The organism is Treponema bryantii (genome assembly GCF_900113965.1).
Classification (GTDB): domain Bacteria; phylum Spirochaetota; class Spirochaetia; order Treponematales; family Treponemataceae; genus Treponema_D; species Treponema_D bryantii_A.
Window position 1 is genome coordinate 156246 of record NZ_FORI01000002.1, and the last position, 25065, is coordinate 181310.

At 40.3% G+C, this 25065-nt stretch carries 24 protein-coding genes; all 24 read left to right on the forward strand.

Features of this window, described 5'->3' with window-relative positions:
• Positions 1-2 precede the first annotated feature (2 nt).
• The 24 genes from fliM (at position 3) to ispG (ending at position 25033) form a co-directional block, all read left to right on the forward strand.
• The gene (gene fliM, locus BM161_RS03400) at positions 3-1040 is read left to right on the forward strand and encodes a flagellar motor switch protein FliM (protein ID WP_074930536.1); all 1038 of its coding nucleotides are present in this window, start codon (positions 3-5) and stop codon (positions 1038-1040) included.
• A complete protein-coding gene (gene fliN, locus BM161_RS03405; protein WP_074930537.1) occupies positions 1033-2244 on the forward strand; it encodes a flagellar motor switch protein FliN in 1212 nt (403 codons plus the stop codon). The genes fliM and fliN overlap by 8 nt, the downstream gene beginning before the upstream one ends.
• Positions 2245-2280: 36 nt before the next feature.
• On the forward strand, positions 2281-2898 hold the full coding sequence (locus tag BM161_RS03410; protein ID WP_074930543.1) for a FliO/MopB family protein: 618 nt from the start codon (positions 2281-2283) through the stop codon (positions 2896-2898).
• 1 nt (position 2899) lies between these two features.
• On the forward strand, positions 2900-3733 hold the full coding sequence (gene fliP / locus BM161_RS03415; protein WP_143090493.1) for a flagellar type III secretion system pore protein FliP: 834 nt from the start codon (positions 2900-2902) through the stop codon (positions 3731-3733).
• Between the two features lie 10 nt (positions 3734-3743).
• Complete coding sequence (gene fliQ, locus BM161_RS03420; RefSeq protein ID WP_074930544.1) at positions 3744-4013, forward strand: flagellar biosynthesis protein FliQ; 270 nt, start codon at positions 3744-3746, stop codon at positions 4011-4013.
• A 7-nt stretch (positions 4014-4020) separates the two neighbouring features.
• Positions 4021-4824 (forward strand): flagellar biosynthetic protein FliR, encoded by an 804-nt coding sequence (gene fliR / locus BM161_RS03425; protein ID WP_074930545.1) that lies wholly within the window; start codon positions 4021-4023, stop codon positions 4822-4824.
• Positions 4825-4827: 3 nt separating this feature from the next.
• Complete coding sequence (gene flhB, locus BM161_RS03430) at positions 4828-5898, forward strand: flagellar biosynthesis protein FlhB (RefSeq protein WP_074930546.1); 1071 nt, start codon at positions 4828-4830, stop codon at positions 5896-5898.
• 21 nt (positions 5899-5919) lie between these two features.
• Positions 5920-8040, forward strand: a complete 2121-nt coding sequence (locus tag BM161_RS03435; RefSeq protein WP_083425658.1) for a flagellar biosynthesis protein FlhA — start codon at positions 5920-5922, stop codon at positions 8038-8040.
• A gap of 17 nt (positions 8041-8057) precedes the next feature.
• Entirely contained in the window at positions 8058-9314 is a 1257-nt protein-coding gene (locus BM161_RS03440; RefSeq protein ID WP_074930547.1) for a flagellar biosynthesis protein FlhF, read from the forward strand.
• Positions 9315-9316: 2 nt separating this feature from the next.
• The gene (locus tag BM161_RS03445) at positions 9317-10207 is read left to right on the forward strand and encodes a MinD/ParA family protein (protein WP_074930548.1); all 891 of its coding nucleotides are present in this window, start codon (positions 9317-9319) and stop codon (positions 10205-10207) included.
• 65 nt (positions 10208-10272) lie between these two features.
• Positions 10273-11055 (forward strand): hypothetical protein, encoded by a 783-nt coding sequence (locus BM161_RS03450; protein ID WP_074930549.1) that lies wholly within the window; start codon positions 10273-10275, stop codon positions 11053-11055.
• A gap of 17 nt (positions 11056-11072) precedes the next feature.
• The gene (whiG, locus tag BM161_RS03455; protein WP_074930550.1) at positions 11073-11855 is read left to right on the forward strand and encodes an RNA polymerase sigma factor WhiG; all 783 of its coding nucleotides are present in this window, start codon (positions 11073-11075) and stop codon (positions 11853-11855) included.
• A gap of 18 nt (positions 11856-11873) precedes the next feature.
• Positions 11874-13841 (forward strand): FapA family protein, encoded by a 1968-nt coding sequence (locus tag BM161_RS03460; protein WP_074930551.1) that lies wholly within the window; start codon positions 11874-11876, stop codon positions 13839-13841.
• Complete coding sequence (locus BM161_RS03465) at positions 13822-14157, forward strand: hypothetical protein (protein ID WP_074930552.1); 336 nt, start codon at positions 13822-13824, stop codon at positions 14155-14157. Before BM161_RS03460 ends, BM161_RS03465 begins: the two co-directional genes overlap by 20 nt.
• Before the next feature lie 2 nt (positions 14158-14159).
• Positions 14160-14942, forward strand: a complete 783-nt coding sequence (locus BM161_RS03470) for a hypothetical protein (protein WP_074930553.1) — start codon at positions 14160-14162, stop codon at positions 14940-14942.
• 26 nt (positions 14943-14968) lie between these two features.
• Complete coding sequence (locus BM161_RS03475) at positions 14969-16036, forward strand: aldose epimerase family protein (protein ID WP_074930554.1); 1068 nt, start codon at positions 14969-14971, stop codon at positions 16034-16036.
• A gap of 220 nt (positions 16037-16256) precedes the next feature.
• Positions 16257-16877 carry a V-type ATP synthase subunit E gene (locus BM161_RS03480; RefSeq protein ID WP_074930555.1) on the forward strand — a complete coding sequence of 207 codons (621 nt, stop codon included), beginning with the start codon at positions 16257-16259 and terminating at the stop codon, positions 16875-16877.
• Positions 16877-17419, forward strand: a complete 543-nt coding sequence (locus tag BM161_RS03485) for a DUF2764 family protein (protein ID WP_083425659.1) — start codon at positions 16877-16879, stop codon at positions 17417-17419. The genes BM161_RS03480 and BM161_RS03485 overlap by 1 nt, the downstream gene beginning before the upstream one ends.
• The gene (locus tag BM161_RS03490; protein WP_074930557.1) at positions 17419-19188 is read left to right on the forward strand and encodes a V-type ATP synthase subunit A; all 1770 of its coding nucleotides are present in this window, start codon (positions 17419-17421) and stop codon (positions 19186-19188) included. Before BM161_RS03485 ends, BM161_RS03490 begins: the two co-directional genes overlap by 1 nt.
• The gene (locus BM161_RS03495; protein WP_074930558.1) at positions 19188-20483 is read left to right on the forward strand and encodes a V-type ATP synthase subunit B; all 1296 of its coding nucleotides are present in this window, start codon (positions 19188-19190) and stop codon (positions 20481-20483) included. Before BM161_RS03490 ends, BM161_RS03495 begins: the two co-directional genes overlap by 1 nt.
• Before the next feature lie 9 nt (positions 20484-20492).
• Complete coding sequence (locus tag BM161_RS03500; protein WP_074930559.1) at positions 20493-21116, forward strand: V-type ATP synthase subunit D; 624 nt, start codon at positions 20493-20495, stop codon at positions 21114-21116.
• Positions 21113-23059, forward strand: a complete 1947-nt coding sequence (locus BM161_RS14335) for a V-type ATP synthase subunit I (protein ID WP_074930560.1) — start codon at positions 21113-21115, stop codon at positions 23057-23059. The genes BM161_RS03500 and BM161_RS14335 overlap by 4 nt, the downstream gene beginning before the upstream one ends.
• 148 nt (positions 23060-23207) lie before the next feature.
• The gene (locus BM161_RS03510; RefSeq protein WP_074930561.1) at positions 23208-23645 is read left to right on the forward strand and encodes a V-type ATP synthase subunit K; all 438 of its coding nucleotides are present in this window, start codon (positions 23208-23210) and stop codon (positions 23643-23645) included.
• 299 nt (positions 23646-23944) lie between these two features.
• Entirely contained in the window at positions 23945-25033 is a 1089-nt protein-coding gene (gene ispG, locus BM161_RS03515) for a flavodoxin-dependent (E)-4-hydroxy-3-methylbut-2-enyl-diphosphate synthase (RefSeq protein WP_074930562.1), read from the forward strand.
• Positions 25034-25065: the final 32 nt, after the last annotated feature.

Genomic DNA, 25065 nt, shown 5'->3' on the forward strand with positions numbered 1-25065 from the left:
GCATGAACGAAGTTCTGTCACAGGACGAAATTGACCAGCTTCTTACAGCCATTAGTTCGGGTGATACTGAAGCAGATGACTTTAAGCCGGTCAATAGTGCCCGCAAAATAAAGATTTATGACTTCAAGCGTCCTGACAAATTCTCAAAGGAACAGCTGCGTACGGTCTCAAATATGCACGAGACCTTTGCGCGTTTAACAACAACTTCTCTTTCTGCACAGCTCCGCTCGCTTGTACATGTACACGTAGCTTCAGTAGATCAGCTTACATATGAGGAATTTATCCGTTCTATTCCGACCCCAACAACACTGGCCGTAATCAATATGGATCCTCTTAAAGGTAACGCCGTTCTGGAAATAGACCCTGCAATTACCTTCTGTATGATTGACCGCCTTTTTGGTGGCCGTGGTGCTACAACAGGAAATAAAAACCGTGACCTTACAGATATCGAACAGGAAGTAATGGAAACGGTTATTGTACGTATTCTTGCAAATATCCGTGAAGCATGGACACAGGTAATTGACCTTCGTCCTCGCTTTGCTCAGATTGAAACCAACCCTCAGTTTGCGCAGATTGTACCGCCAACTGAAATGGTTGTGCTTGTTACTTTGGAAACAAAGGTTGGAGATGAGGAAGGAATGATGAACTTCTGTATTCCTTACCTCGTTCTTGAACCAATTATTTCAAAACTTTCATCTCAGTTCTGGTTCTCTTCTGTTCGTAAGAGTTCAACAACACAGTATCTGGGAACAATTAAACAGCAGCTCACAACTGTAGATATGGATGTAGTTGCTGAAATTGGAACAATAAATTTGTCTATTAGAGATGTACTTTCTCTCCGAGTTGGAGATGTAGTACGTCTTTCAAGCGTTAAGGTGGGGGATCCTTTGACTCTTAGCGTTGGAAATAAGAAAAAGTTTTACTGTCAGCCAGGCGTTGTCGGTAAAAAAATGGCAGTTCAAATTACAGGAAAGATTGAAAACATTGAAGCAGATGAGTTTGAAGAGCTTTCTGTAGAAGGAGAAGATACTTATGAGTGATGGTGCTATCTCACAAGATGAAATTGATGCATTGCTTTCGGGCGTAGCAATAGACGGTTTAAACTCTTCAGGACATGTAGGAAATGGTCCTTCATATCATTTTGATATTCCGACTCTTCAGACACTTGCTGATGCGCTTAAGCCAAAACTGGAAGAAAATATTAATAAGACAACAAGCGTAACCTTTACTACAGAAGCTCCTGTAGTTGAGCAGACAAACCGCGATCACGTTTTGTCAAAACTTCCAGAAGTAGTAATTGGAATTAACGCAGATTATAACGCTGGTATAAAAGGAAGTCACCTTTATCTGATGGCTCCTGAATTTGCGCTTAAAATTTTCCAGCTTGTAAGCTCAGAAGAAGCAACAGAAGTTGATGATATGGTACTTTCAGTAGTATCAGAATTTGTTGCAACTCATATCTCAGCTGAAATTCAGGAAGTAGAAGGAAAAGGTAAAGTTTCTGGCCTTGGTTATGGAACTCCTGAAACTCTTAATGAATCTAAAGCAATGATTATGTTCCCACAGGGAGATTTCGTTCTTGCAAGTTATCCTCTTACATATGAGGGAAATGCTTATACTCTTTGGGAATGTCTTGGAGGAGACGCTGCTGAAGGTCTTACAAAGGCTCTCGGCGGTGGTGCTGATGATTCAGCTGGTCTTACTCCAATTGATCTTGGTGGAATGAATGCTGCAGCTGCCGGTGGACAGGCTATGGGTGCCGCTCCAATGGGTGGAATGCAGCAGATGGGCGGTGCAATGCCTAATATGGGAATGGGAATGCAGCAACCAATGGGCGGTATGCAGCAGATGGGTATGGGAATGCCTATGGGTGGTATGGGAATGGGAATGCCACAGAACATGGGTGTAAACATGGGAATGAACGTTCCTAATGTTCAGCAGCTCCAGTATCCAAACCTTCAGGCAGGCCTTAATGCCGGTGAACAGGGCAACATCAGTCTTATCATGGACGTATTCATGGAAATGACTGTAGAGCTCGGTCGTACAAAGAAAACCATTAAAGATATTCTTGGAATGGGTGAAGGTACAATTATCGAGCTTGATAAACTTGCCGGTGAACCTGTAGATATTCTTGTAAACCATAAGAAAATTGCAAAGGGAGAAGTTGTAGTCATCGATGAAAACTTCGGTGTTCGTGTAACAGAAATCCTTTCTCCAATGGAACGCGTTTCAGAATTGAACTAAACATATAACCAATTTTTAAAAGGGTGGGTTTAATAATTGGATAAAACAAAAAAACTATTTGCGGCTGTAATTGTATTTATGGCCGCAATTTTTGCATTGTATTCTCAAACTTCAACAACAGATAACTCAACTGTTACATCTGCAGTTTCTGAAGAATCAATTTTATTAAGCGATACAGCAACCACAGACGGAATCTCAAATGCTCAAACTTACAAAGGTCCTTCAACCGTTGGAATGTTTGTAAGAATGATTGTTGTGTTACTGATTGTTGTTGGTCTTATTTACGGCGTATTCTGGTTTATCAAAAAGAAAACAAATATTGTAAAAACTGATGATGAATATCTTCGCCGTGCTGCCTATATCAACATTGCTCCAGGAAAATCTGTAGAAGTAATTACCCTTATAGATAAAGCTTACCTCATTGGTGTTACAGAAGATAATATTACTCTGCTTGGAGAGATTCATGATGATGAACTTATCAAAGCAATGAATCTTACAGCAGATAAAAAGAATAATACTAAAAAACCGGCCAGCTTCACCGAAGTCCTTGATATGTTTCTTATAAAAAAAGGCGGCCAGAAAAATGTTTTCAGTGACACAGAATCTCAGGTTGATCAGATGCTGACAGCTGGAAAAGAAAGAGGGGAAGAGTAATATGGCCGGCACTAAAATCAAAAAAGTTTTTATGCTTGCTTTTGTTCTTGTTTTTATTTTACAGGGAACAACAGTTTTTGCTCAGTCAAATACTTTTCCACGAGGCTCAACTCAGGGTACAACAGAAATGAACCAGAATGTTCGCGGTTCAGGAGTTCCAAATATTGCAGTTCAGATTACTGAACCTCAGACAGGAAGAGAAGTTGCATTTTCTGTAAGACTTCTTCTTCTGCTTACAATATTAACTCTTGCTCCAAGCATTCTCATTCTTGTTACCTGTTTTTTGCGTTTTTCAATCGTACTGGACTTTATAAAACGTGCGCTTTCTTTGCAGCAGGTTCCACCAACTTCTGTTCTTAACGGAATTGCATTTTTTATGACAGTCTTTGTTATGTGGCCAACATTTACAAAGGTTTATGATAATGCTTATAAGCCTCTTTCAAATAGTGAAATTACAATTGAACAGGCTTATCACGAAGCAGAAGCGCCACTGAGAATGTTTATGTATGAACAGATGGCTGGAGACACCAGCTATATCAAAATGTTCATGAATATGGCAAAACTCGAAAAACCAAATACTCTTGCTGATGTGCCAACTTATATTCTGGTTCCATCTTATATTCTTCATGAACTTACAGTTGCCTTTAAGATAGGTGTCATTCTGTATATTCCGTTTATTATTATAGATATGGTTGTCGCGAGTATCCTTATGGCAATGGGTATGATGATGCTTCCGCCTGTTCAGATTTCCATGCCATTTAAGCTTATTCTTTTTGTTCTTGTAGACGGCTGGGGGCTTTTGACACAGCAGTTGTTCAACTCTGTAATACACTAGGAGGTGAAAAATGTCAGTAGGTGTTATCATTTCTCTAATGCGTGGTGCTGTTACAGAAGTAATCTCTCTTGTTGCTCCAGTTCTGGGACTCGCTTTGATTGTTGGTTTGATTGTTGCGATTTTTCAGGCTACAACTTCGATTCAGGAACAGACTCTTACCTTTCTTCCAAAACTGATTGTTATTCTTCTTGTTATCGCACTGCTTGGCGGAACAATGTTTACTTCTCTTGGTGAATATACAATTCAGCTGTTTAACCGGATTCCGGATTTTGCAAAATAGGTGAGCCATGCTGGATAGTATCTTACTGAAAGCTCCTGTTTATCTCATTGTTTTTGTAAGGTGCTTTGCCTTAATAATGACTCTTCCTATGTTTTCCATGAGAGCTGCATCTAGGGTAGCAAAAGTTGCTATTGCCGGCTACATGGCTTTTTTCATTTACGGTGGAATAGATGTTTCTTTGTACGCTCCATACATTGGGGATGACGGGGCTTTTTCAATGATTTATGTTCTTCTTCTGATTGGAGAAGCACTCATTGGAATCATCATGGGGTTCTTTATTTCCATCATCTTTGCTGCTTTTAGTGCGGCCGGTCAGTTCCTTGCTTTCCAGATGGGACTTTCTGCTGCCAGTTCTTATGATGCCTTGTCTCAGGTTGAAAATCCTCTTATGGGACAGTTCTTTAATCTTGTTGCCATGCTCGTGTTTATGCAGACACACTGGTTTCAGAAACTTTTTCTTGGCGGCCTTGTAACAAGTTTTTCTTCAATGAGTGCGCTGAGTATTGCAACAGCAAATGAAAAACTCGCACGCTTTATGATTTCTGGCCTTACAGGACTTTTCTCAGATGCTCTTGTAATTGCGCTTCCTGTAATGGGAACTTTGTTTTTAATTACTGTATGTACCGGTCTTCTTACAAAGGCCGCTCCACAGATGAACCTTCTTTCTGAAGGTTTCCCGATTATGATTCTTGTGGCATTTACAATTATTGCAATTGCCATGCCTAGTATAATTGACTTTTTTGTACGCTCGTTTAATAAGGGCTTTGCAGATCTTGAGAATCTGTTTGCATCAATTTCTGGAGGTGTGTAGTCTATGGCAGCAGAAGATGAAGGCCGTACTGAACAACCTTCGGAATACAAACTTGAAAAAGCCCGTAAAGAAGGGCGTGTCGCAAAAAGCCAGGAGATTAGTGGTGCTCTTGTTTTACTGCTTTGTGTTGTAACAATCATCTTTCTTTCAAAATGGCTGTTCAATGAAATTGTCACAATCTTTAAGTTTTATTTTAATCAGTGTGCTACTTACGATATAAAAAATCCAGCCTTCCTTCCGGCCTTCTTTAATGTGTTTATTAAATGTGTATTGCCGGTTGGACTTATAAGTGTTGTTTCCGCAGTTACTGCAAATCTGATTCAGACCCGGGGTTTTATCTTCAGTCTTAAACCTATTGAGCCAAAATTTTCTAAGATTGTCCCAAAGATTGGAGAGTACTTAAAAAAGACAGTTTTCTCATTGAAGGGACTTTTTAATGTTGCAAAATCAATCGGTAAGGTAGCAATCATTTGTCTTGTTGCTTACATTTATATTAAGAAAGATTTATTTGTTTTGATTGATATAATTGATAACGGAGAAGTTGCAAGTGCTCTTGCTCAGGTGGCACGTATGGCCGCTCAAATTCTTATAACTGTAGCAGTTTTATTCCTTGCACTTTCAATTCCAGATTATTTTGTGCAGCGTCATGACTTCATGGAAGAAATGAAAATGACAAAGCAGGAAGTAAAGGAAGAGTATAAAGAAATGGAAGGTGACCCTGAAGTTAAGAGTAAACTTCAGCAGATGCAGAGACAGCTTCTTTCGCAGAATGTACGTAAAGCAGTTGCAGAATCTGATGTAGTAATTGCAAACCCTACACATTTTGCCGTTGCCTTAAAATATGATAGTGAAGTTTCAGATTCTCCTATGGTTAATGCAAAGGGAGAAGATAATACAGCGCTTTTAATCAGAAAAATTGCAGAAGAAAATAAAGTTCCGGTTGTAGAAAACCGGCCGGTGGCACGAGAATTATATACAAATCTTGAAGTTGGTGATATAATACCTGAGATATATTACAATACAATTGCTGTAATATATTCACAATTGGAAAAGTTTAGAAAGAAACAAAGTTAGTAGATTGCTGGGTGGGGACTGATGGCAAACGAAAGTAGAGGGACAATTCTCAAATTTATAACAGGCAATATTGTGCCTGTAGCAGTCGTATTGGCTGTTTTCCTTCTTTTTGTACCAATCCCAAAATTTATAATTGACTTAAGTATGATTTTAAATCTTACGCTTGCAATTGTAATTCTTTTAGTTGTAGTCCGAACCCCAAGACCATCTGACTTTCAGACCTTCCCGCGAGTTATTCTTTTTCAGACTCTGTTCAGTCTTGGAATTAATATTTCTTCAACCCGTCTTATCCTTACAGGAAGAATGCAGGGCGGGGCTCTGTTAAATCAGAGTGATATGGTAAAAGCTTTTGCGAGAATTGTTGCAGGTAACAATCTTGTCGTTGGATTTGTAATCTTTATTATTCTGATTGTTGTTCAGGTTCTCGTAGTTACGAAGGGTGCTGGTCGTGTATCAGAAGTTGCAGCCCGCTTCTCTTTGGATTCCATGAACCAGAAACTTTTTGATATTGATAACCGCCTTAATTCCGGAGCAATTGATGAAGCTCAGGCAGAAATTCTCAAGGAAGCCGTTCGCCGTGATATCGACTTCTATTCTAACATGGACGGTTCTTCTAAGTTCGTAAGTGGAAACGTAAAGGCTGGTATTTTCATTACAGTAATAAACCTGCTCGGTGGATTTATTGTCGGAATGGTTATGAATAGAATGGGAGCTGTAGAGGCTATTAATACTTATTCAACACTAACAATCGGTGACGGTCTTACATCACAGCTTCCGTCCCTCATTATTTCTTTTGCAACTGGTTTGCTCGTAACTGGTACTAAATCTGATGAGTCTCTTGACCAGCAGCTTAAAGTTGAATTTACCGGCGACGGTCATATTTACGAAATTGTTGGTGGCGTTCTGATTGTTGCAGGTCTCGCACTTCGTGGAGGAACTCAGTTACTTCTTCTTCCTGTTGGTGCTCTTGCAATCTTTATTGGTTATACAATGACCCGTGACAAACAGAAAAAAGAAATTGCACAGCAGCAGGAAAAAGCACAGAAGGCTTCTGCAAAATCTTCTTCAATCAATGATTCTGAGCGAATTGTAATGCTTGATCCTCTTTCTCTTGAACTTGGATATGCACTCATTCCTCTTGTTGACCAGGAAAAGGGCGCTGAACTTCTTGAACGTATTTCGCGCATTCGTGTTGAAGCAAGACACGATATTGGACTTGATATTCCAAAGATTCATATTCAGGATAATATGACACTTGAACCAAATGACTACAGCTTTAAGATTGCCGGTATTGAAGCCGGACATTCTGCCGTACGAGTTGGTTATGTAATGTGTCTTGATACAGGTACTGTTACAGATCCTATAGATGGAGAAAAAACAAAAGATCCTGCCTTTGGTATGGATGCAATCTGGCTTCCGGAAGATCGTCGCAGCGAAGCAGAAGGTGCCGGTTATGTAATTGTAGACCCACCTACAATCATCTCTACTCATATAACCGAAATCATCAAAAATCATGCGGCAGAACTTCTTGATCGTCAGGCAGTATCAGTTATTCTTGATACTGTTAAGCAGAAAAATCCTGTTCTTGTTTCAGAAGTTCTGGATACCGCAAAAATTTCTTACGGTACAATTGAAAAAGTTCTTCAGAATCTTCTCGAAGAAAGAGTATCTATCAGAAACTACGTACGTATTCTTGAGACAATGGCAAACTATGCGGCCGTTACCCATCACAATGTTTGGGAGCTTACACAAAAGGTACGAGATGCTTTAGGATTGCAAATCTGTATGCAGTATGCAGATGATAATAAAAAAATACATGTTATGAGACTTTCGCAGGAGCTTTCAGAACTCATTGCAGAACATGCCTATAACCCGGAGGACGGTTCAAAACCTTATGTAGCATTAGATCCTGTTGATCGACGCCGCTGGGTACAGGCAGTAAGTACATCTCTTGCAAAGGTAAGTCAGCTTGGATATCAGCCGGTTATCATAACAGTAAGCAGTGTGCGTCAGCTTGTGCGTTCTTCGCTGGAAAGAGAAATGCCTGGTGTTGCTGTAATTTCAGATACAGAAATGTATGCAGCCGGTTCAAGTATTTCTCCTGAGATTATTGATGAAATTGCTGACGTTGAAAATGAGTAAAAGGAAAGAGAAAAAAGATGGCGTACGAAGATGAGATTGAACAGAAAGTAACCGGAAACACTTACGAGGAGTGTAAAGAAAAACTGTTTAATTTGTATGGAAAAGATTTTAGAATTACAAACAAGGTTGTAGACTTTAGGCCAGCCGGTTTATTCCGCATGAAGAAAAAGCCGGTTACAGTTGTAAGCTATGTTGTAAATCATCAAAAATCATATTCTGCAGATAGCGGTAGAACTTATTATTCAGGCAGAGAGTCTGAAGAAGAACAGCTCAACCGAAATCGTGAAGCAATTTTACAGATGCAGAGTTCAAACAATGTACTGGTCAGTAAACAGATAAATGAAATGACTAATTCCATTGAAGAACTTAAACACGAAATGGCCCAGCAGCTTCAGCAGCTTGCAGTTTCTACTCAGGAAAAACATGAATCAATCAAAAAGATTGAAGAGCTGCTTGAACAGAATGAATTCTCTTTCTCTTACATAAACATGATTGAAGAAAAAATAAGAAATGAATTTTCTCTTGAACAGCTGGATAATTTTGATTTAGTAGAAAGACGCGTTGTAGACTGGATTGGTGAATCAATTTCAATTGCTAAAGAAACTGTATTCCGTCCGCCTCACGTATTTATAATTGTAGGTCCAACTGGAGTTGGAAAAACTACAACCCTTGTTAAACTTGCTGCTCAGTTTGTAAAAAACTATGCACAGAACCACGACGGAAATCGACCAGAAATCTGCTTTATCACAACAGATACAATGAGGGTTGGTGCGATGGAACAGCTTGAGAGATGGGGAAAGCATATGGGCTCTCAGGTTTACAAGGCAGAAAAATCAGAACACCTTAAAACTTTGTATGATGAAAATCGTGCAAATAAAGATGCAATATTTATTGATACTTCTGGATTCAGTCCTAACGATGCAACTCATATTGCACAGATGAAACTTTTGCTCGAAGTTCAGGGAATGAATCCGGATATTTATCTTGCATTCACTGCCGGAACAAAGGCAAGAGATTTGCAGAACATTATGCAGAATTATGAGCCATTCGGTTATAAATCTGTAATCGTTACAAAGTGCGATGAATCTGAACAGTTTGGAAACGTGATTAGTGTTTTAAATGACAAGCACAAATCAATTTCATACTTCACACATGGTCAGGTAGCATCAAGAGATATTACAAGAGCAGGTGTTGTAGATTTTCTTATCAGACTTGAAGGTTTCAAGATTGATAGAATTCACATTGAAGATAAATTTGGTTACTCAGGAGAATAGATATGGAAGAACAGGCAGAAGGCTTAAGCGAATTGTTTAATGATGGCGGCTCGGCAGACTCTGGAAAAAACGGAGCTGTAAAAAGAGATCATAACACCAGAATTATCGCAATCACCAGTGGAAAGGGTGGTGTTGGTAAAACCAACTTTGCCGTCAATATGGCAATTGCCTATGCCCAGCTGGGTAAAAAGGTTATCCTTATTGATGGTGACCTTGGAATGGCAAACGTAAATGTTCTTCTGAACATTGTTCCACAATATAATCTTATGCACGTCATCAACAAAAAGAAGACGATGAAAGAAATTATTATGGACACTGAGTTCGGAATTAAATTTATTGCAGGTGCCAATGGATTTTCTAAAATCGCAAACCTGAGTGTTGAAGAACTTGAGTACTTTGCAAATCAGTTTGCAACTCTTGGAAATGCAGACATTATCATTATTGATACTGGTGCGGGTATTGCAAATAACGTTCTTCAGTTTGTTGCAGCCGCAGATGAAGTATTTGTAGTAACAACTCCTGAACCAACTGCCATTACAGATGCTTACGGAATCATTAAAATTATAACAACTGAAATTGTTGACCGAACAGTAAATATCAAACTTATTGTAAACCGTGTTCATTCTCCAGATGAAGGAAAACGTATTTCTGAACGCATCATCACAATTGTTGGTCAGTTTCTTGGCTATAAAATTGAGTATCTGGGATGTATTCCTGAGGATCCTCTTGTACAGGCTTCTGTTATCAGACAAAAGCCATTTATTGTTGTAAATCCAACTTCAAAACCTGCTGTTTATTTGAAGCATATTGTTGGACGAATTGAAAAAACTGAACCTGAATTTAATGAGGGAGTTTCTAGCTTCCTTAAAAAATTCCTTAGTAAAAAAAGGTAGCGGTTTTTGACATATACACTCTTGTGGTGTATAATATTAATGGGTAATTGTTATTGGGAGGAAAAATGCGAAGCGCAAAATTTATCGGACTGTTTGCAGCATGCGGATTTATTTTGTCCTTCGTGTCAGGTCTTTTCTCTCATTCTTCAATTCTATCCATATTAATTAAAGCACTGATTTTTGCCGTTGTCTTCGGACTGTTAGGCTTAGGAATTTCATTTATATTTAATAAGTTCCTCTCTGATGGCTCGGGCGGCGATTTTCAAAGTGACTATTCCGTTGATTCTTCAGCTGCGCCTCAGGCATCTGCTTTGGGACAAAACGTTGATATAACGATTCAGGATGAAGAATTAAAACCGAGTGAAAGTGAAAACCACTTTGTGGTTGGAGACAATCATCAGATGTTAAATGATTCTGATGTAAAGAACTCGGGAAGAAGTAGTGCAGAAAGTCAAAATTCTTCAGAAGGTTTTGTTCCATTACGAAACTTTGAAACTGTTAAGAATTTTTCCGGCAAGGAAGCTGTTATTCCAGCAGAAGCCGTTGCCGTACAACAACCTGCACCACAAGAAGCTGCTCCGGTTGAAACAGCGGAACCAGTTCCATCTTCAAATGTTGAAGTAAGCAGCAATGAAGAAGGAGGAATAGACACTTTACCAGATATGGAAAACTTTGTTTTCAGTGAATCATCTGGCTCTGGTTCAGGGGATGATGATTCGGAATCTGGCTCAGAGTCGGATTTTGTTTCTATGGGTTCATCAAAAAAAAATAATGGACCTGCAGAAGTTCAGGATGCTGCTCTTATGGCAAAAGCAATCAGTTCTGTTTTATCAGATGAAAATTCATAAAAAGAGGAAGAGTATAAATGCCAATTAATGACGAAAAAGAAGAAGATGATCTTTGGGAAGAATTCAAAAAGACCAAATCACCAGCTCTCAGAGACAAATTTATACGGCAGTATATGCCTCTTGTAAAATATGTTGCAGGAAAAGTTGCTGTAGGACTTCCTGCGTCGGTGGAGTTTGATGATCTTGTTGGCTACGGACAGTTTGGTCTTTTAGACGCTATCAATAAATATGATCCTGCAAAAGGAGTAAAGTTTAAGACTTATGCAGTAACCCGTATCCGCGGTGCAATCTTTGATGAATTGCGTCAGATAGACTGGGTTCCTCGTTCAGTAAGACAGAAGTCTCGAGAAATTGAAGATGCAATTGTTTCACTTGAGTCTCGTCTCGGACGTACTGCCACAGATTCAGAAATTGCAGGCTCTTTGAATATGAGTGAAGATGAGTATCACAGAACTGTAATGAAGGTTTCTGGTACAAGTGTTCTTTCACTTAATGATGTATGGTATGCCGGTGATGACAATGATAACATGTCTATCGGAAACAATATTGAATCGCCATCAAGTCTTAATCCGGATGTAATTGCAGAGCGCGAAGAAATTAAAAAAGTAATCGCACAGGCAATCAGTGAACTTCCGGAAAAAGAAAAAATGGTAATTGTATTGTACTACCACGAAGATCTTACATTTAAAGAAATTGGTGAGGTTCTTGAGGTTAGTGAATCACGCATTTCTCAGCTTCATACAAAAGCAAACCTGCGTCTGCGTGCAAAGCTTACAAACCTCAGAAAGGGAATTATCTAAAAAGTAAAAATATAGAAAATGGTAACGCTGGATAAAATTCGCGAAGACATGAATACTCTTCTTCAGGTAGACAAAAACCTTCACTTCGTGGAGGTTAACGCCGACACAGTTGATGAAGCTCTTGCCGATGCCGTTGTTCAGCTGGATACCAAACTTTCAAATCTTCATTATGAAGTTGTAGAAAAAGGAAGTGACGGTATTCTTGGTCTTGGAAAAAAGCCATGGAAAATTATGGTTTACCAGGATCCTAAAACTGTTAAGAAAGCTGCAAGACTTGCCTCTGAAGGTCTGTTTGACAACGAAGAAGAAGGCGAGGAAGCACAGATTACAAACCGCGACGGACTTTACTATATCCGTCATTTCAAATCAGATATTATGCTTAAGGTTCTCCTTCCAATTGGAGAAGGCCTTCCTATAGAACTCAAGGATGTTCTTGATGAAATTAAACGCCCAGACACAATTAACTTTGACGAAGAACTTGTTAAGAAGTGCGTAAAGACTGGAACGGATAATGATTATCTTGTTGTCGGTTCCTTTAAGCATGTTCCTGCCGGAGACGTTGTAATTGGTGTTGAAGTTTCTAAAGATGAAATGAAAGGAAGCATTGTTGTTTCTCCTCCATCAATGAGTGGTAGTGAAGCTTCTTTTGATATGATTAAAAGAGCCATTCTCCAGCAGGGTGTCGTTGAAGCTTGTATCGAAGAAGATAAAATCAGAGAATTTGTTGATAATCCTGTATACAATAATCCTTATGAAGTTGCAGCAGCTATTGAACCTGTTGATGGTCATGATGCATATATTTCTTACAACTTTGAAACTGACCCTAATAAGCTTAAGGCACAGGTTGATGAAGAAGGAAAGGTTGACTATAAGAAACTCAATAACATTCAGAACGTTATTGCAGATCAACCTCTTGCACAGAAGATTCCAGCAGAACGTGGAAAGGGCGGTAAGACATTGTTTGGCCGTTACCTCGAAGCAAAGAACGGAAAAGACATTCAGATTCAGCTTGGTGCCAATGTTAAACTTGACCGCGACGGCGTAACAATTAAAGCCGAAATTGACGGTGAAGTTATGCTCGTAAACGGAAAGGTAACTGTAGAGCCTGTTAAGTACCTCGACGCAGTTAATGTTAAAACCGGTGATGTTAAATTTGTCGGTACTGTCGTTATCAAAGGAAACGTACAGGAAGGCTACAAGGTTGAAGCTACCAATATTGAAGTTGGCGGAATCGTTGACAAGTCTCGCCTCGAAGCAACCGGAAATATTATTGTACGTCAGGGTGTATTCGGAAAAGGCGAAGGTTATATCAAAGCAGGTAAATCACTCTGGGCTAAGTTCATTAATGATACAACCGTTGAAGTTGAAGAAAATGTTATTGTAAATGACTCAATTGTAAACTCTAGCGTAACTGCTATGAAGAATATTGTACTGCGCGGAAAGAAGGCACAGATTATCGGTGGACACCTTATGGCAACCGAGGAAATCTGTGCGCGTAAAGTTGGTTCTCCTGGTGGTGGTACAGAAACAATTCTTGAAGTTGGTGTAGACCCACGCGCTAAGAAGCGTCTTGAAGAACTGCAGAATATGCAGGCCAAGGCTACAAAGGAATACGAAAACTGTGACCTTGATATTCAGACCCTTGAACAGCAGAAGAAACTTCGTAAAAAACTTCCTCAGGAAAAAGAGGAAAAACTTAAGACTCTCAAAGAACGTTGTGACCAGATAAGCGAAGAACTTGAAAAGATGACTGATGAAATCAATAAGATTCAGGAACACCTTCGAGATCTTAAAGCTATCGGAAAGGTTAAGGTTGAAGGCGATGTATATGCCGGCGTTAAAATCTACATCCGCGATGTTCTCGATGAAGTTAAGATTGATACAAAGGCAGTAACCTTCTATTACGATAAAGCTTTCAGTAAGCGCGGTCCATACGAGCCGCCTGCATTGACGGAGGACCAGCCGGATGGGTATTCAGCCGATTGACCTTCAGACCATGTACACTCAGCTTTCAAACGTCTCAAAATCTATGTCTGGAGCACAGCAGGCACAGCTCACAGAAGCTATGCAACAGCAGGGTAACATTCAGCGAAGCATGGAAAATGCCGCTAAGGTTCAGCAGACTTCAAATGAAAAAGCTGAAACAAATACTGTAAATCAGAACGGCTCAAATTCTTCCGGAGCTTACGGACAGAAAAGACAGCAGAAAAATGAAACAAGTCAGGATGAAGATAACGAAGTAAGTCGTCCTCCAAAAAGTGACCATTCATATCTTGGAACTATAATCGATATTACGAGGTAAACATGGCCGCATACATTGCTCTTTTTATTTCACTTGTCAGTTTAATTCTGATGATTGTAATCTTAATCCGTTTTAAAAAACTTTTTTCAACAGATGCAATCATAGACAAAACAAAATCTCAGATGAACCGCGTTATCATGGATGTAAATAATAATGCAAACCGTGATATCGAACTTATAAATGAATCTTCCAGAAGACTGCGTGCTCTGCTAAATGAAGCCGATAAAAAAATGGAAAACTTTCAGGAAGCAATGCAGCTCCTCAGAAACACAATTGCAGAAGCAGAAAAGACAAGCCATAGCAACGGAAGGTCTTATTCAGGATTACAGGAATCTCAAAGATTTGCGGATATAAAACCTGTTGGACAAAAATCAAAGAAGACTACTTCAATAGATCCGGATGCTTCATTTGAAATTACCAAAAAAGCTCCTTCTCATCAGGGGTCTTTATTTGATGATCCGGAGCCTGCAACAATTTTAAAAGACGAAACATTAGTAAACCAGGATGGTGCAGCCTATAAGGAAGTTCCGCTTATTGTAACAAAAGTTTATGATGAAGAGCCGGGGCAGGGGGGAGCAGAAAAGTCTAAGACAGAGGCTGTTCGTCAGAAAGAATCTTATCCTCCAAAAAATCCTCCGTTTTTTGCACCACCACCTCCTGCTTCAAACCGCACCCTTAAAGACAAGGTTGAAAAACTTTTTAATCAGGGAATGCAGGTGGATGATATCGCAGAAGAATTATCTTGTCCTGCCTCAGAAGTACAGTTTATAATTGATATGCTATAATCAATAAAGAATTAGGAGTATAAAATATGAAAGTTTCAAAATCAAAATTTGGAATGCTTTGTGATGGAACAAAGGTTAATCTTTTTACAGTAAAAAACGGCAATATGTCTTTTTCTTGTACAGACTACGGCTGTACAATTACCAGCATTGTTCTCAATGGAGAAAAGGGTAAAAAGACAGATGTGCTTTTAGGTTTTTCAACTCTCGAAGGTTATCTCAATACAAAATTCTGTTTTGGCGCAATTGTAGGCCGCTTTGCAAACCGCATTGGAAAAGCTTCTTTTGCACTCGACGGAAAGAAATATGATCTTGATAAAAATGACGGTCCAAACTGTCTTCACGGCGGTTTTGACGGTTATGACAAGATGATGTGGAAAGGAAAGATGATCGACGATGGTAAACTCTGCGGTGTTAAATTTACACGCACATCTCCAGATGGAGAGCAGGGCTTCCCTGGAAACGTTGAACTTTCAGTTACATATCTTCTTGATGAACACAATAATCTTACCTGCTACTATACTGCAGAAACAGATAAGGCAACTCCAATCAATATTACAAACCATGCATATTTTAACCTTGCTGGTAACGGAAATATTTGTGAGCATACAGTTCAGATGAATTCAACAAAACGTCTTGAAGTAAATGCAAAACTCATTCCAACAGGAAAGCTTCTTGATGTAAAGGGAACTCCTTTTGATTTTACAAAAGAAAAGAAGATTGGAAAGGATATCAAGAATGTTGGAGTAGGTTATGATCATTGTTATGTAACTGAACTCTTTGATCCTGAAAATCCACATTGCGGTCTTCCACTTGATGACAAAGACCTCGTTGAATTCTGTACTGTAAAAGAACCAACAACCGGAAATGAAATGACAGTATTCACAAATATGGAAGGCTGTCAGTTCTACACAGGAAACTACATAAAAGGAATCCTTGGAAAGAATGGTCGTGTTTATGATACACATGATGCTTTCTGTCTTGAAACCCAGTGTTTCCCTGATACACCAAATCAGACTTCATTCCCAACCTGTATTCTTGAACCAGGTCAGAAAATGAAAGCTAAGACGATTTATTCCTTTACAATTAATAAATAATACGGTATATTTGTTTAAGCGTTTAATAATTTAAACATAAGCGTCATTGCGAGGCGAAGCCGAAGCAATCCATATATAGATTGCCACGTCGCTTCGCTCCTCGCAATGACGGAAACTCTCAAATATTTTTTACCCCCAATATAAAGTTTTTCATTGAAAAACGGCATATTTGGGGTATAATTATTATATTATTCTTGACGTGTATAAGTGAGGTACTTTGATGGATGTACAATTGCAAGAACTGATTGATAAAATCAAAAAGGACGGCGTTGCTGCTGCAGAAAAGGATGCTGCAAAAATCATTGCAAATTCGGAGAAGAAAGCAGAAGCAATAATCGCAGAAGCGCAGTCGAAAGCTGCTGAAATTATAAAAAGTGCACAGTCAGAGACTAAGAAAATGGAGAAAGCTAGTGAGGAAGCCATCGTACAGGCAGGCCGAAATATGCTTCTTTCATTCAAAGATGCTCTGGTAGGAGAGCTTGACGGCCTTATTCAGGAAGGCACTGAAAAAGCTCTTTCTAAAGATGTTCTTACTAAGCTTGTTCCAGAAACAGTAAAAGCCTGGGCTAAGAACTCTGATGCTTCAGAACTTTCAGTTCTTCTAAGTGAAAAAGATTTGAAATCTCTCGAAGCTTCCCTTAAAACTTCTCTTAAAGCCGAAATCAAAAAAGGTCTCGAGATTAAACCTGACAAGACTCTTTCTGCCGGATTCAGAATTGGAGTTAAGAACGGTGCCGCATTCTATGATTATTCTGCGGAAAGTCTCGCTGAGATGTTCTCCGCTTATCTGAATCCTAAAGTTGCAGCTCTTATGAAAGTTGCTGCAGAGGACGCGCAATAGTGGCTTATTATTATTTGGTTTCACAATTACCAAATATCTCTTCTACAGAAGGAAAGTCTGCCCTGCCTTTAAATACAGAGCAGTTCCGCGAGCTTGCTGCCCGCTTTATTTCCGAAGAAGAAAAAGCTGTGCTTGAGAAGCTTTCTTTAGTTCCTCCAATGGAACTCACTTCCACAGGCTCTGCCTTCCTGGATGTTTGGTATGAAAAAGAAAGAAACCTTCGTTGTGCGCTTGCTCAGATTCGTGCACAGAAACTCAAAAAGGACAGTGTACCGCTCCCACCTGGATGTACTGCAGATATTATTTCTGCTGCCCGTACTGCAGTTGGAATGGACAGTCCTTTGAGTGCCGAACAGTTTCTTTACGAGTACAGGTTACGACTGCTCGATGACTTGCGTCCTTTAGATGCATTCTCAATTGATGCGGTGTATGCCTACGGCCTCAGACTTATGCTTGTTGAACGCATGAAGAAGTTTGAAGTTGAAAACGGAAAGATATCTTATCATAAGATTTACGATACGATTTTAGACGGAGATAAATAATGACTAATACTAAAGCAAAAGTAGTCGGCATCAACGGAAACATGGTCACGATTGAATTCGAAGGCTCTGTTTCTATGAATGAAGTAGGCTACGTTAATGTAGACGGAAAGAAGCTTCGAGGTGAAGTTATCCGTATCCGCGGTAACAAAGCTCAGATGCAGATTTTCGAAATGACACAAGGTATTAAAGCCGGAGACAAGGTTGATCTGATTGGAGACCTTTTGTGTGCTGAGCTTGGACCTGGTTTGTTGGGACAGACTTTTGATGGTTTGCAGAACCCTCTGCCTCTCGTTGCAGAAAAAGCAGGCTTCTTCCTTGAGCGTGGTGTTTATGTAGATTCACTTCCACGTGACAAGAAATGGGAATGGACACCAAGTGTAAAACCTGGAGATAAGGTTCTCCGTGGTGATCCAATCGGATCTGTTCCAGAAGGACCTTTTACACATAAGATTCTTGTTCCGTTTGATCTTCTTGGAATGTATACAGTAAAGAAGGTTGAAAAGGCTGGAGACTACACAATCGAAGATACAATTTGTGTAGTAACAGATGAAAAAGGAAAAGATCACAAACTTAAGATGGCATTCAAGTGGCCTGTAAAACGTGCCGTAGACTGCTATGCAGAGCGTCTTGCTCCAAGTGAGCCAATGGTAACACAGGTTCGCCTTATCGATACATTCTATCCTGTTTCTAAGGGTGGTACTTATTGTATCCCTGGACCTTTCGGTGCTGGAAAAACTGTACTTCAGCATACAACCTCACGTAATGCCGACGTTGATATCGTAATCATCGCTGCCTGCGGTGAACGTGCTGGTGAAGTTGTAGAAACAATTAAAGAGTTCCCTGAGTTGAAAGACCCAAGAACTGGTCGTTCTCTTATGGAAAGAACAATCATCATTTGTAACACATCTTCTATGCCTGTTGCTTCGCGTGAAGCTTCGGTTTATACATCTGTTACACTTGCTGAATATTACCGCCAGATGGGCTTGCACGTATTGCTCCTTGCTGACTCAACTTCTCGTTGGGCACAGGCTCTTCGTGAAATGTCTGGACGTCTTGAAGAGATTCCTGGAGAAGAGGCTTTCCCAGCTTACCTCGAATCTTATATCGCAGCTTTCTACGAGCGTGCTGGTATCGTACGCCTCCGCGACGGCAACATTGGATCTGTAACAATTGGTGGTACAGTATCTCCTGCCGGTGGTAACTTTGAAGAGCCGGTAACTCAGGCTACTTTGAAGGTAGTAGGTGCTTTCCATGGACTTTCACGTGAACGTTCAGATGCACGTAAGTATCCTGCAATTGACCCAATCATTTCATGGTCAAAATATAAATCAGTTATCCGCGAAGACTGGGTAGCTTATGCACGCAAGGTATTCCTTAGCGGTGTTGAAGTAAACCAGATGATGAAGGTAGTTGGTGAAGAAGGTACAACAACCGAAGACTACATCGAATACCTCAAGAGCGAATTCCTTGATGCTGTTTATATGCAGCAGAACTCATTCGATGAAATTGATGCCGCTGTAAGCGTTGAACGCCAGCAGTATACTTTCGCAAAAGTTCTCAAGGTTCTTGGTTCTGATTTTGAACTCGCAGACAAAGACTCAGCACGTAACTTCTTCAACCAGATGCGTCAGAAGTTTATCGACTGGAACTATTCTTTGTGGAAGAGTGACAAGTTCAAGAAAGCAGAAAAAGACGTAGACGCTCACTTTGCTTCTGCAAACGGTAAAGTACGCGACGAAGTAAGCGCAATGCTTAAGGATGGTGAGTAATGAACAAGGTTTATAGTAAGATTGAATCCATCGTCGGAAGCGTTATCACTGTAAAAGCAGACAATGTTGCATACGGTGAGCTTGCCGAAATCGAAACACGCTTTGGTAAATCACTTGCCGAAGTAAATAAAATCGAAGGTGATACAGTATCTCTCCAGGTATTTGCCGGAGGACGCGGTATTTCTACCGGAGACCATATTAAGTTCCTTGGACATCAGATGGAAGTTTCTTTCTCTGATGATTTGCTTGGACGTATTTTCAATGGTTCTGCTCAGCCACGTGATAACGGACCGGCTCTGTCAGACTGCCTTGTTACAATTGGAGGACCTTCAGTAAACCCTTCAAAACGTATTATGGCTCGCCGTATGATTCGTACTGGTATTCCAATGATTGATATGTTCAACACACTGGTTGTATCTCAGAAGTTGCCTATTTTCTCAATTTCTGGTGAACCTTATAACCAGCTGCTTGCACGCATTGCCATGCAGGCTGAAGTTGATGTAATCGTTCTTGGTGGTATGGGTCTTAAGTACGACGACTACCTTTACTTCAAAAAGACACTGGAAGACGGCGGTGCTTTAAGTAAGACTGTAATGTTCATGCATACAGCCGCTGACCCTACAGTAGAATGTCAGAAGATTCCTGACCTTTCTCTTGCAGTTGCTGAGCAGTTCGCTCTTAAGGGAAAAGATGTTCTGGTTCTTCTTACAGATATGACAAACTTTGCTGACTCAATGAAGGAAATCGCTATTACACAGGAGCAGGTTCCTTCTAACCGTGGTTACCCTGGAGACTTGTACTCACAGCTCGCAGCACGCTACGAAAAAGCCGTAGACTTTGATAGTGCCGGATCTGTAACAATTCTTGCAGTTACTACAATGCCTGGTGATGATGTTACTCACCCGGTTCCAGATAACACTGGATACATCACAGAAGGTCAGTACTACCTCAAGGGTGGACGTATTGAGCCGTTCGGTTCTCTTTCTCGTTTGAAGCAGAACGTAAACGGAAGCACACGTTCAGACCACCGTGCCCTTATGGACGGTATGATTCGTCTTTATTCAAACTACAAAGACACACTCGAAAAGAAATCTATGGGTTTCAATATGAGTAAGTGGGATGAAAAGCTTCTTGATTATGGTAAGAAGTTTGAGGACGGTATGATGGATCTTTCAAAGAATATTTCTCTGGAAGATGCACTCGACCTTGGCTGGAAGATTCTGGCTGACTGCTTTGAACCGGAAGAAACAGGTTTGAAGTCATCTCTGATTGATGAATACTGGCCTAAGAAATAGGGGTAGCGCATGGCAAAGATTAAGCTGACAAAAAATGAGCTCAAGGTTCAGAAAGATGCGCTTAAAATGTACAAGCGCTATCTTCCAACCCTTATGCTCAAAAAACAGCAGCTTCAGACAGAAATCCGCACAATAGATGCCAAGGCTAAAGAAGTCCGTGCCGCCCGCGTTGCCCTTGAAAAAGAGTTTGAACAGTGGATTTCCGTATTCGGTGAACGTGAAGCTTTCACTCCGGATATGGTAACTGTAAAGAACATCAAAAAGGGTGTTGGAAATATTGCCGGTGTAACAATTCCGGTATATGAAGGTGCAGACTTTGGAAGAGGCGACTACGACCTTTACAAGACTCCGCTGTGGATTGATATGGCGGCCGATCGTATGGAAAAGGCGCTCTCACTTGATCTGGAAGCAGAGGTTCTGGACGAGCAGGTAAGACTGCTGAGCCAGGAATTACGCACTACAACTCAGCGCGTAAACCTCTTTGAAAAGGTTAAGATTCCTGAAACAAAGGCCAATATCAAAAAAATCACCGTATATCTTGGTGATGAACAGGTTGCGGCAGTTGTGCGCAGTAAGATTTCAAAGAAAAAGCTGCAGGCTAAAATTGATGAAGAACAGGAGGCTGCTAAATGATTGAACCAATGAAGAAAGTCTCTATTGTCCTTCTCAATAAGGAAAAAGAAGAGGCTCTTAAGGCTTTAAGAAAAATTGGTCTTGTTCACCTTGAAAAAATCGAGGGAGCAGGAGAAAAACTTACAGCCTTCAAAGAATATTCAAATAACGCAATGCTTTCAGAATCTATTCTGGGAGAAATTAAGCTTCCTAAGCAGAAGGGCAAAACAGCTGAACTCAGCAATGAGAAAATAGTTGAGCTTTGTTCTGAGATTGTTCAGAAAAGTGAACGCAAAAAGCAGCTTATGGAAGAAATTTCAGCAGATACTACTGAGCTTGACCGCTTTGCACTGTGGGGAAGCGTAAGTAATGAAGATCTGGAGTTCCTTAAGGAAAAAGGTATTGCACTCAAGATGTATGAAATCAACGCCGAGAAGTATAATCTTGTCGACCCTGATATTCAGACAATTCTTGTAAATAATGATAAGAAAACCGTACGTTTCTTAATTGTAAACGGCGGAGAAGGCAGACCAGAAAAACTTCTTCCAGAAGCATTTGAAGTTCCTAATCCAAGAATTTCAACTTCTCTTCTTGAGGAAGAAATCCGCAAGGATGAAAAAGAACTTGATGAAATTCAGAAGTTCTATCTTGAGAATGCTAAGTATGTTCCTGCAATTGCAGCGTTCAGAAAAGGTCTTGAAAGTGATATAGAATTTGAAAACATCAATTGTGGTATGGGCTGCGAAAAATCTGGAACTGAAAATGACCTTGCATGGCTTAGTGGTTATGTACCAGCAGCAGATCTTGAAGATTTCAAACGCTGCTGTTCTGCAAATGGCTGGGCTATTGCATATGCAGATCCAGAAGATGAAGATGTTGAAGTTCCAACAAAACTTAAGAACAACAAGTTTGTAAGCTTGATTTATCCTCTTACAGACTTCCTTGGAACTGTTCCTGGTTATCATGAGTTTGATATTTCAGGCTGGTTCCTGCTGTTCTTCACAATCTTCTTTGCAATGATTTTTGGAGACGGTGGATATGGCCTGTTAGTAGCAGCTGTAATTCTGTTCCTTATGCTTAAGACTAAGCTTTCTGGAAAGAAGGTGCCTGCTGCCTTTGGACTATTCCTTCTTGTTTCACTGGCAACTGTTGTCTGGGGTGCTGTAACCTGTACATGGTTTGGTATTTCTCCGGATAAATTACCTGATTGGCTTACTGGACTTTCAATTCCTTATATTTCAGGTGCTTACGCTAAAAATCCTGATGGAAGTGCTTTCATCTGGAATGTGCCTTGGATTTCTGATCCTGATATTGGCCTTACAAAAGACCAGAACCTGCAGATCTTCTGTTTCTCTCTGGCTTTGATTCAGCTTTGTGTAGCTCATATTAAGGCTGGTGTAAGAAATATCAAGGATAAAAAAGGTCTTAAAGTACTTGGAGATCTTGGTTCATTATTACAGCTTGTTGGTATGTTCTGGGTAGTTCTTGCAATGGTTGTAAATGGGCAGGTATTCCCAATGCTTGGATACATTGGCAATGTGCCGGTGGGATATATTGAAGTTTCTTTAATTGCTGTAGGTTTTGCAATGAGTTTTGTATTTGCAAATTACGAAGGCAGTATCGGAGCTTCTATACTTGAAAGCTGTAAGAACATTATTTCTGTTCTTCTTGGAGTTGTAAACGTATTCAGTGATATCGTTTCATACATCCGTCTATGGGCCGTTGGTCTTGCGGGTGCTGCGATTTCAGAAACTGTAAATACACTTGCAAGTCCAATTCTGGGACACGCAATATTGTTCATTGCTGCAATCGTTCTTCTTGTATTCGGTCATGGATTGAATATGATTTTGAACGTTCTTTCAGTAATAGTTCACGGTGTACGTTTGAACACATTGGAGTTCTGTACACACGTAGGAATGAGCTGGAGTGGTGTAAAGTATCAGCCGTTCGCTGATAATGAGTAAGCCCGCTGGCGGGCGGTGATAGATAGCAGAGCGTTAAAAAAATTGCGAAAGCAATTTTTAGCTCTACCTCTATAAAATATGTAATAAGCCGTCGGTGGACGGTATAAAATATGAAATTAAGTCCGGAATGGACTAAAGGAGAATAATTATGGAACTTTGGGGTTATCTTGGAGCTGCTGTTTGTATGGGTATTGCTGCTATTGGTTCAGCAATCGGAATCGGAATTGCCGGACAGGGAGCAATTGGAGCTTGGAAACGTTGTTACATCAACAATAAACCAGCACCATTCATCCTCACTGTATTTGCCGGTGCACCTCTTACACAGACAATTTACGGCTTCCTTCTTATGAATATTGCAATGAAACCAAAGGTAGCAAGCGGTGCTATGACTCCTGGCTTTGCTCTTGGTCTTGGTATTGCATCTGGTTTGGCTATGTGTTTCTCTGCTATTGCACAGGGAAAAGCTGGTGCAGCTGCTTCTGATGCTCTTGGTGAAACAGGAAAAGGTTTCGCTCAGTACATCATGGTAGTTGGTCTTTGTGAGTCTGTAGCGCTCTTCGCTATGGTATTCTCGTTAATTGCTTAATTAACTGAAATCTTATCCTTAAAAAGAAAAAATCTGCGGGTCCCAGCGACGGCAAAACTGAAAAAGCAATCTCCCAGGGTCCCATGCTTAAAAAATCTTGCTTCGCTCGATTTTTACGCAACCCTGGGGCCCTCTTTTTCATTTTGCCTGCGTCCCACAGATTTTTTCTTTTTAAGGCAAATATCGTATAATTAACTTATTACACCATAGCTCACTTTGCGGGTTATGGAAACTATGTCATTCCCCGGCTTGACCGGGGAATCTTTTTATTTAACGTGGGTTGTGGTATAATTAAAAACATGACTACGAAAACTGTTTATCTTGGTGGAAAGGGTGTAACTAAACGTATTGCGATTGGTGGCGGTGCACCGGTATCTGTTCAGACTATGTGGAAAGAAGGAATTACTGACCTTGCCACAGACAATAATAAATTAGATAGAATTTTACGCGAACTCAACGATTTGTCTATGATTGGTTGTGACATTGTTCGCTTTGCGGTTCCTGATATTCCTAGTGCCCAGGGACTTTGCCTGCTTGCAGAACGCACTGCTATGCCTCTGGTGGCAGATATACATTTTGATTATAAGCTTGCACTGGAATGCCTTAAGGGTAATGTTGCCGCTATACGTATAAACCCGGGAAATATAGGTTCTGTAGAAAATACCCGAACTGTAGTCGAAGCCTGCCGGGAGCAGGGAGTAGCAATCAGAATTGGAATTAACAGCGGCTCTCTTCCTAAAGATCTTCAGGAACAGATTGCTACCGGTAAAATCACTCGTGCTCAGGGGCTTTGCGAAACCTCTGCCCGTGAAGCGGCTATTTTTGAAGACTTAAAATTTGACCAGTATGTAGTTAGTATGAAGTCTTCTGATGTTAACGAAACTATACAGTGCAATAAGTTTTATGCAGAAAAATATAATAATCCTTTGCATTTAGGCGTTACAGAAGCAGGCCCTCTAATCGGTGGTATTGTAAAATCAAGCATAGCATTTTCCACTCTGCTAAATCAGGGAATAGGAGACACAATCCGTGTAAGCCTTTCATCAAGCCCTGAAAACGAAGTAGTGGCAGGAATCAACATTCTAAAAGAATGCGGAAAACGTGCTGGCGGCGTAAAATTGGTAAGCTGCCCGCGTTGTGGCCGTATTGGTTTTGATGTTCATTCTTTTGTAGACCGCTGGCAAAACCGCCTTCTTGCAATGGATAAGGATATTACTGTAGCAGTAATGGGCTGTGTTGTAAATGGACCCGGAGAAGGACGTCACGCAGACCTTGGAATTGCCGGTACTGCAGATAAAGCAATTATTTTCAAAAAGGGTAAAATAGTACGAACGATTGATGCAAAAGATGCCGATAAAGTATTTGAGCAAGAATTAAATTCATTGTAATAGATCCTGAAATAAGTTCGGGATTACATCGG

Bases quoted from the DNA above. Each gene is read 5' to 3' on its own strand.
- fliM (WP_074930536.1), top strand. From the start codon at position 3: ATGAACGAAGTTCTGTCACAGGACGAAATTGACCAGCTTCTTACAGCC.
- fliN (WP_074930537.1), top strand. From the start codon at position 1,033: ATGAGTGATGGTGCTATCTCACAAGATGAAATTGATGCATTGCTTTCG.
- fliP (WP_143090493.1), top strand. From the start codon at position 2,900: ATGGCCGGCACTAAAATCAAAAAAGTTTTTATGCTTGCTTTTGTTCTT.
- fliQ (WP_074930544.1), top strand. From the start codon at position 3,744: ATGTCAGTAGGTGTTATCATTTCTCTAATGCGTGGTGCTGTTACAGAA.
- fliR (WP_074930545.1), top strand. From the start codon at position 4,021: ATGCTGGATAGTATCTTACTGAAAGCTCCTGTTTATCTCATTGTTTTT.
- flhB (WP_074930546.1), top strand. From the start codon at position 4,828: ATGGCAGCAGAAGATGAAGGCCGTACTGAACAACCTTCGGAATACAAA.
- BM161_RS03435 (WP_083425658.1), top strand. From the start codon at position 5,920: ATGGCAAACGAAAGTAGAGGGACAATTCTCAAATTTATAACAGGCAAT.
- BM161_RS03440 (WP_074930547.1), top strand. From the start codon at position 8,058: ATGGCGTACGAAGATGAGATTGAACAGAAAGTAACCGGAAACACTTAC.
- BM161_RS03445 (WP_074930548.1), top strand. From the start codon at position 9,317: ATGGAAGAACAGGCAGAAGGCTTAAGCGAATTGTTTAATGATGGCGGC.
- BM161_RS03450 (WP_074930549.1), top strand. From the start codon at position 10,273: ATGCGAAGCGCAAAATTTATCGGACTGTTTGCAGCATGCGGATTTATT.
- whiG (WP_074930550.1), top strand. From the start codon at position 11,073: ATGCCAATTAATGACGAAAAAGAAGAAGATGATCTTTGGGAAGAATTC.
- BM161_RS03460 (WP_074930551.1), top strand. From the start codon at position 11,874: ATGGTAACGCTGGATAAAATTCGCGAAGACATGAATACTCTTCTTCAG.
- BM161_RS03465 (WP_074930552.1), top strand. From the start codon at position 13,822: ATGGGTATTCAGCCGATTGACCTTCAGACCATGTACACTCAGCTTTCA.
- BM161_RS03470 (WP_074930553.1), top strand. From the start codon at position 14,160: ATGGCCGCATACATTGCTCTTTTTATTTCACTTGTCAGTTTAATTCTG.
- BM161_RS03475 (WP_074930554.1), top strand. From the start codon at position 14,969: ATGAAAGTTTCAAAATCAAAATTTGGAATGCTTTGTGATGGAACAAAG.
- BM161_RS03480 (WP_074930555.1), top strand. From the start codon at position 16,257: ATGGATGTACAATTGCAAGAACTGATTGATAAAATCAAAAAGGACGGC.
- BM161_RS03490 (WP_074930557.1), top strand. From the start codon at position 17,419: ATGACTAATACTAAAGCAAAAGTAGTCGGCATCAACGGAAACATGGTC.
- BM161_RS03495 (WP_074930558.1), top strand. From the start codon at position 19,188: ATGAACAAGGTTTATAGTAAGATTGAATCCATCGTCGGAAGCGTTATC.
- BM161_RS03500 (WP_074930559.1), top strand. From the start codon at position 20,493: ATGGCAAAGATTAAGCTGACAAAAAATGAGCTCAAGGTTCAGAAAGAT.
- BM161_RS14335 (WP_074930560.1), top strand. From the start codon at position 21,113: ATGATTGAACCAATGAAGAAAGTCTCTATTGTCCTTCTCAATAAGGAA.
- BM161_RS03510 (WP_074930561.1), top strand. From the start codon at position 23,208: ATGGAACTTTGGGGTTATCTTGGAGCTGCTGTTTGTATGGGTATTGCT.
- ispG (WP_074930562.1), top strand. From the start codon at position 23,945: ATGACTACGAAAACTGTTTATCTTGGTGGAAAGGGTGTAACTAAACGT.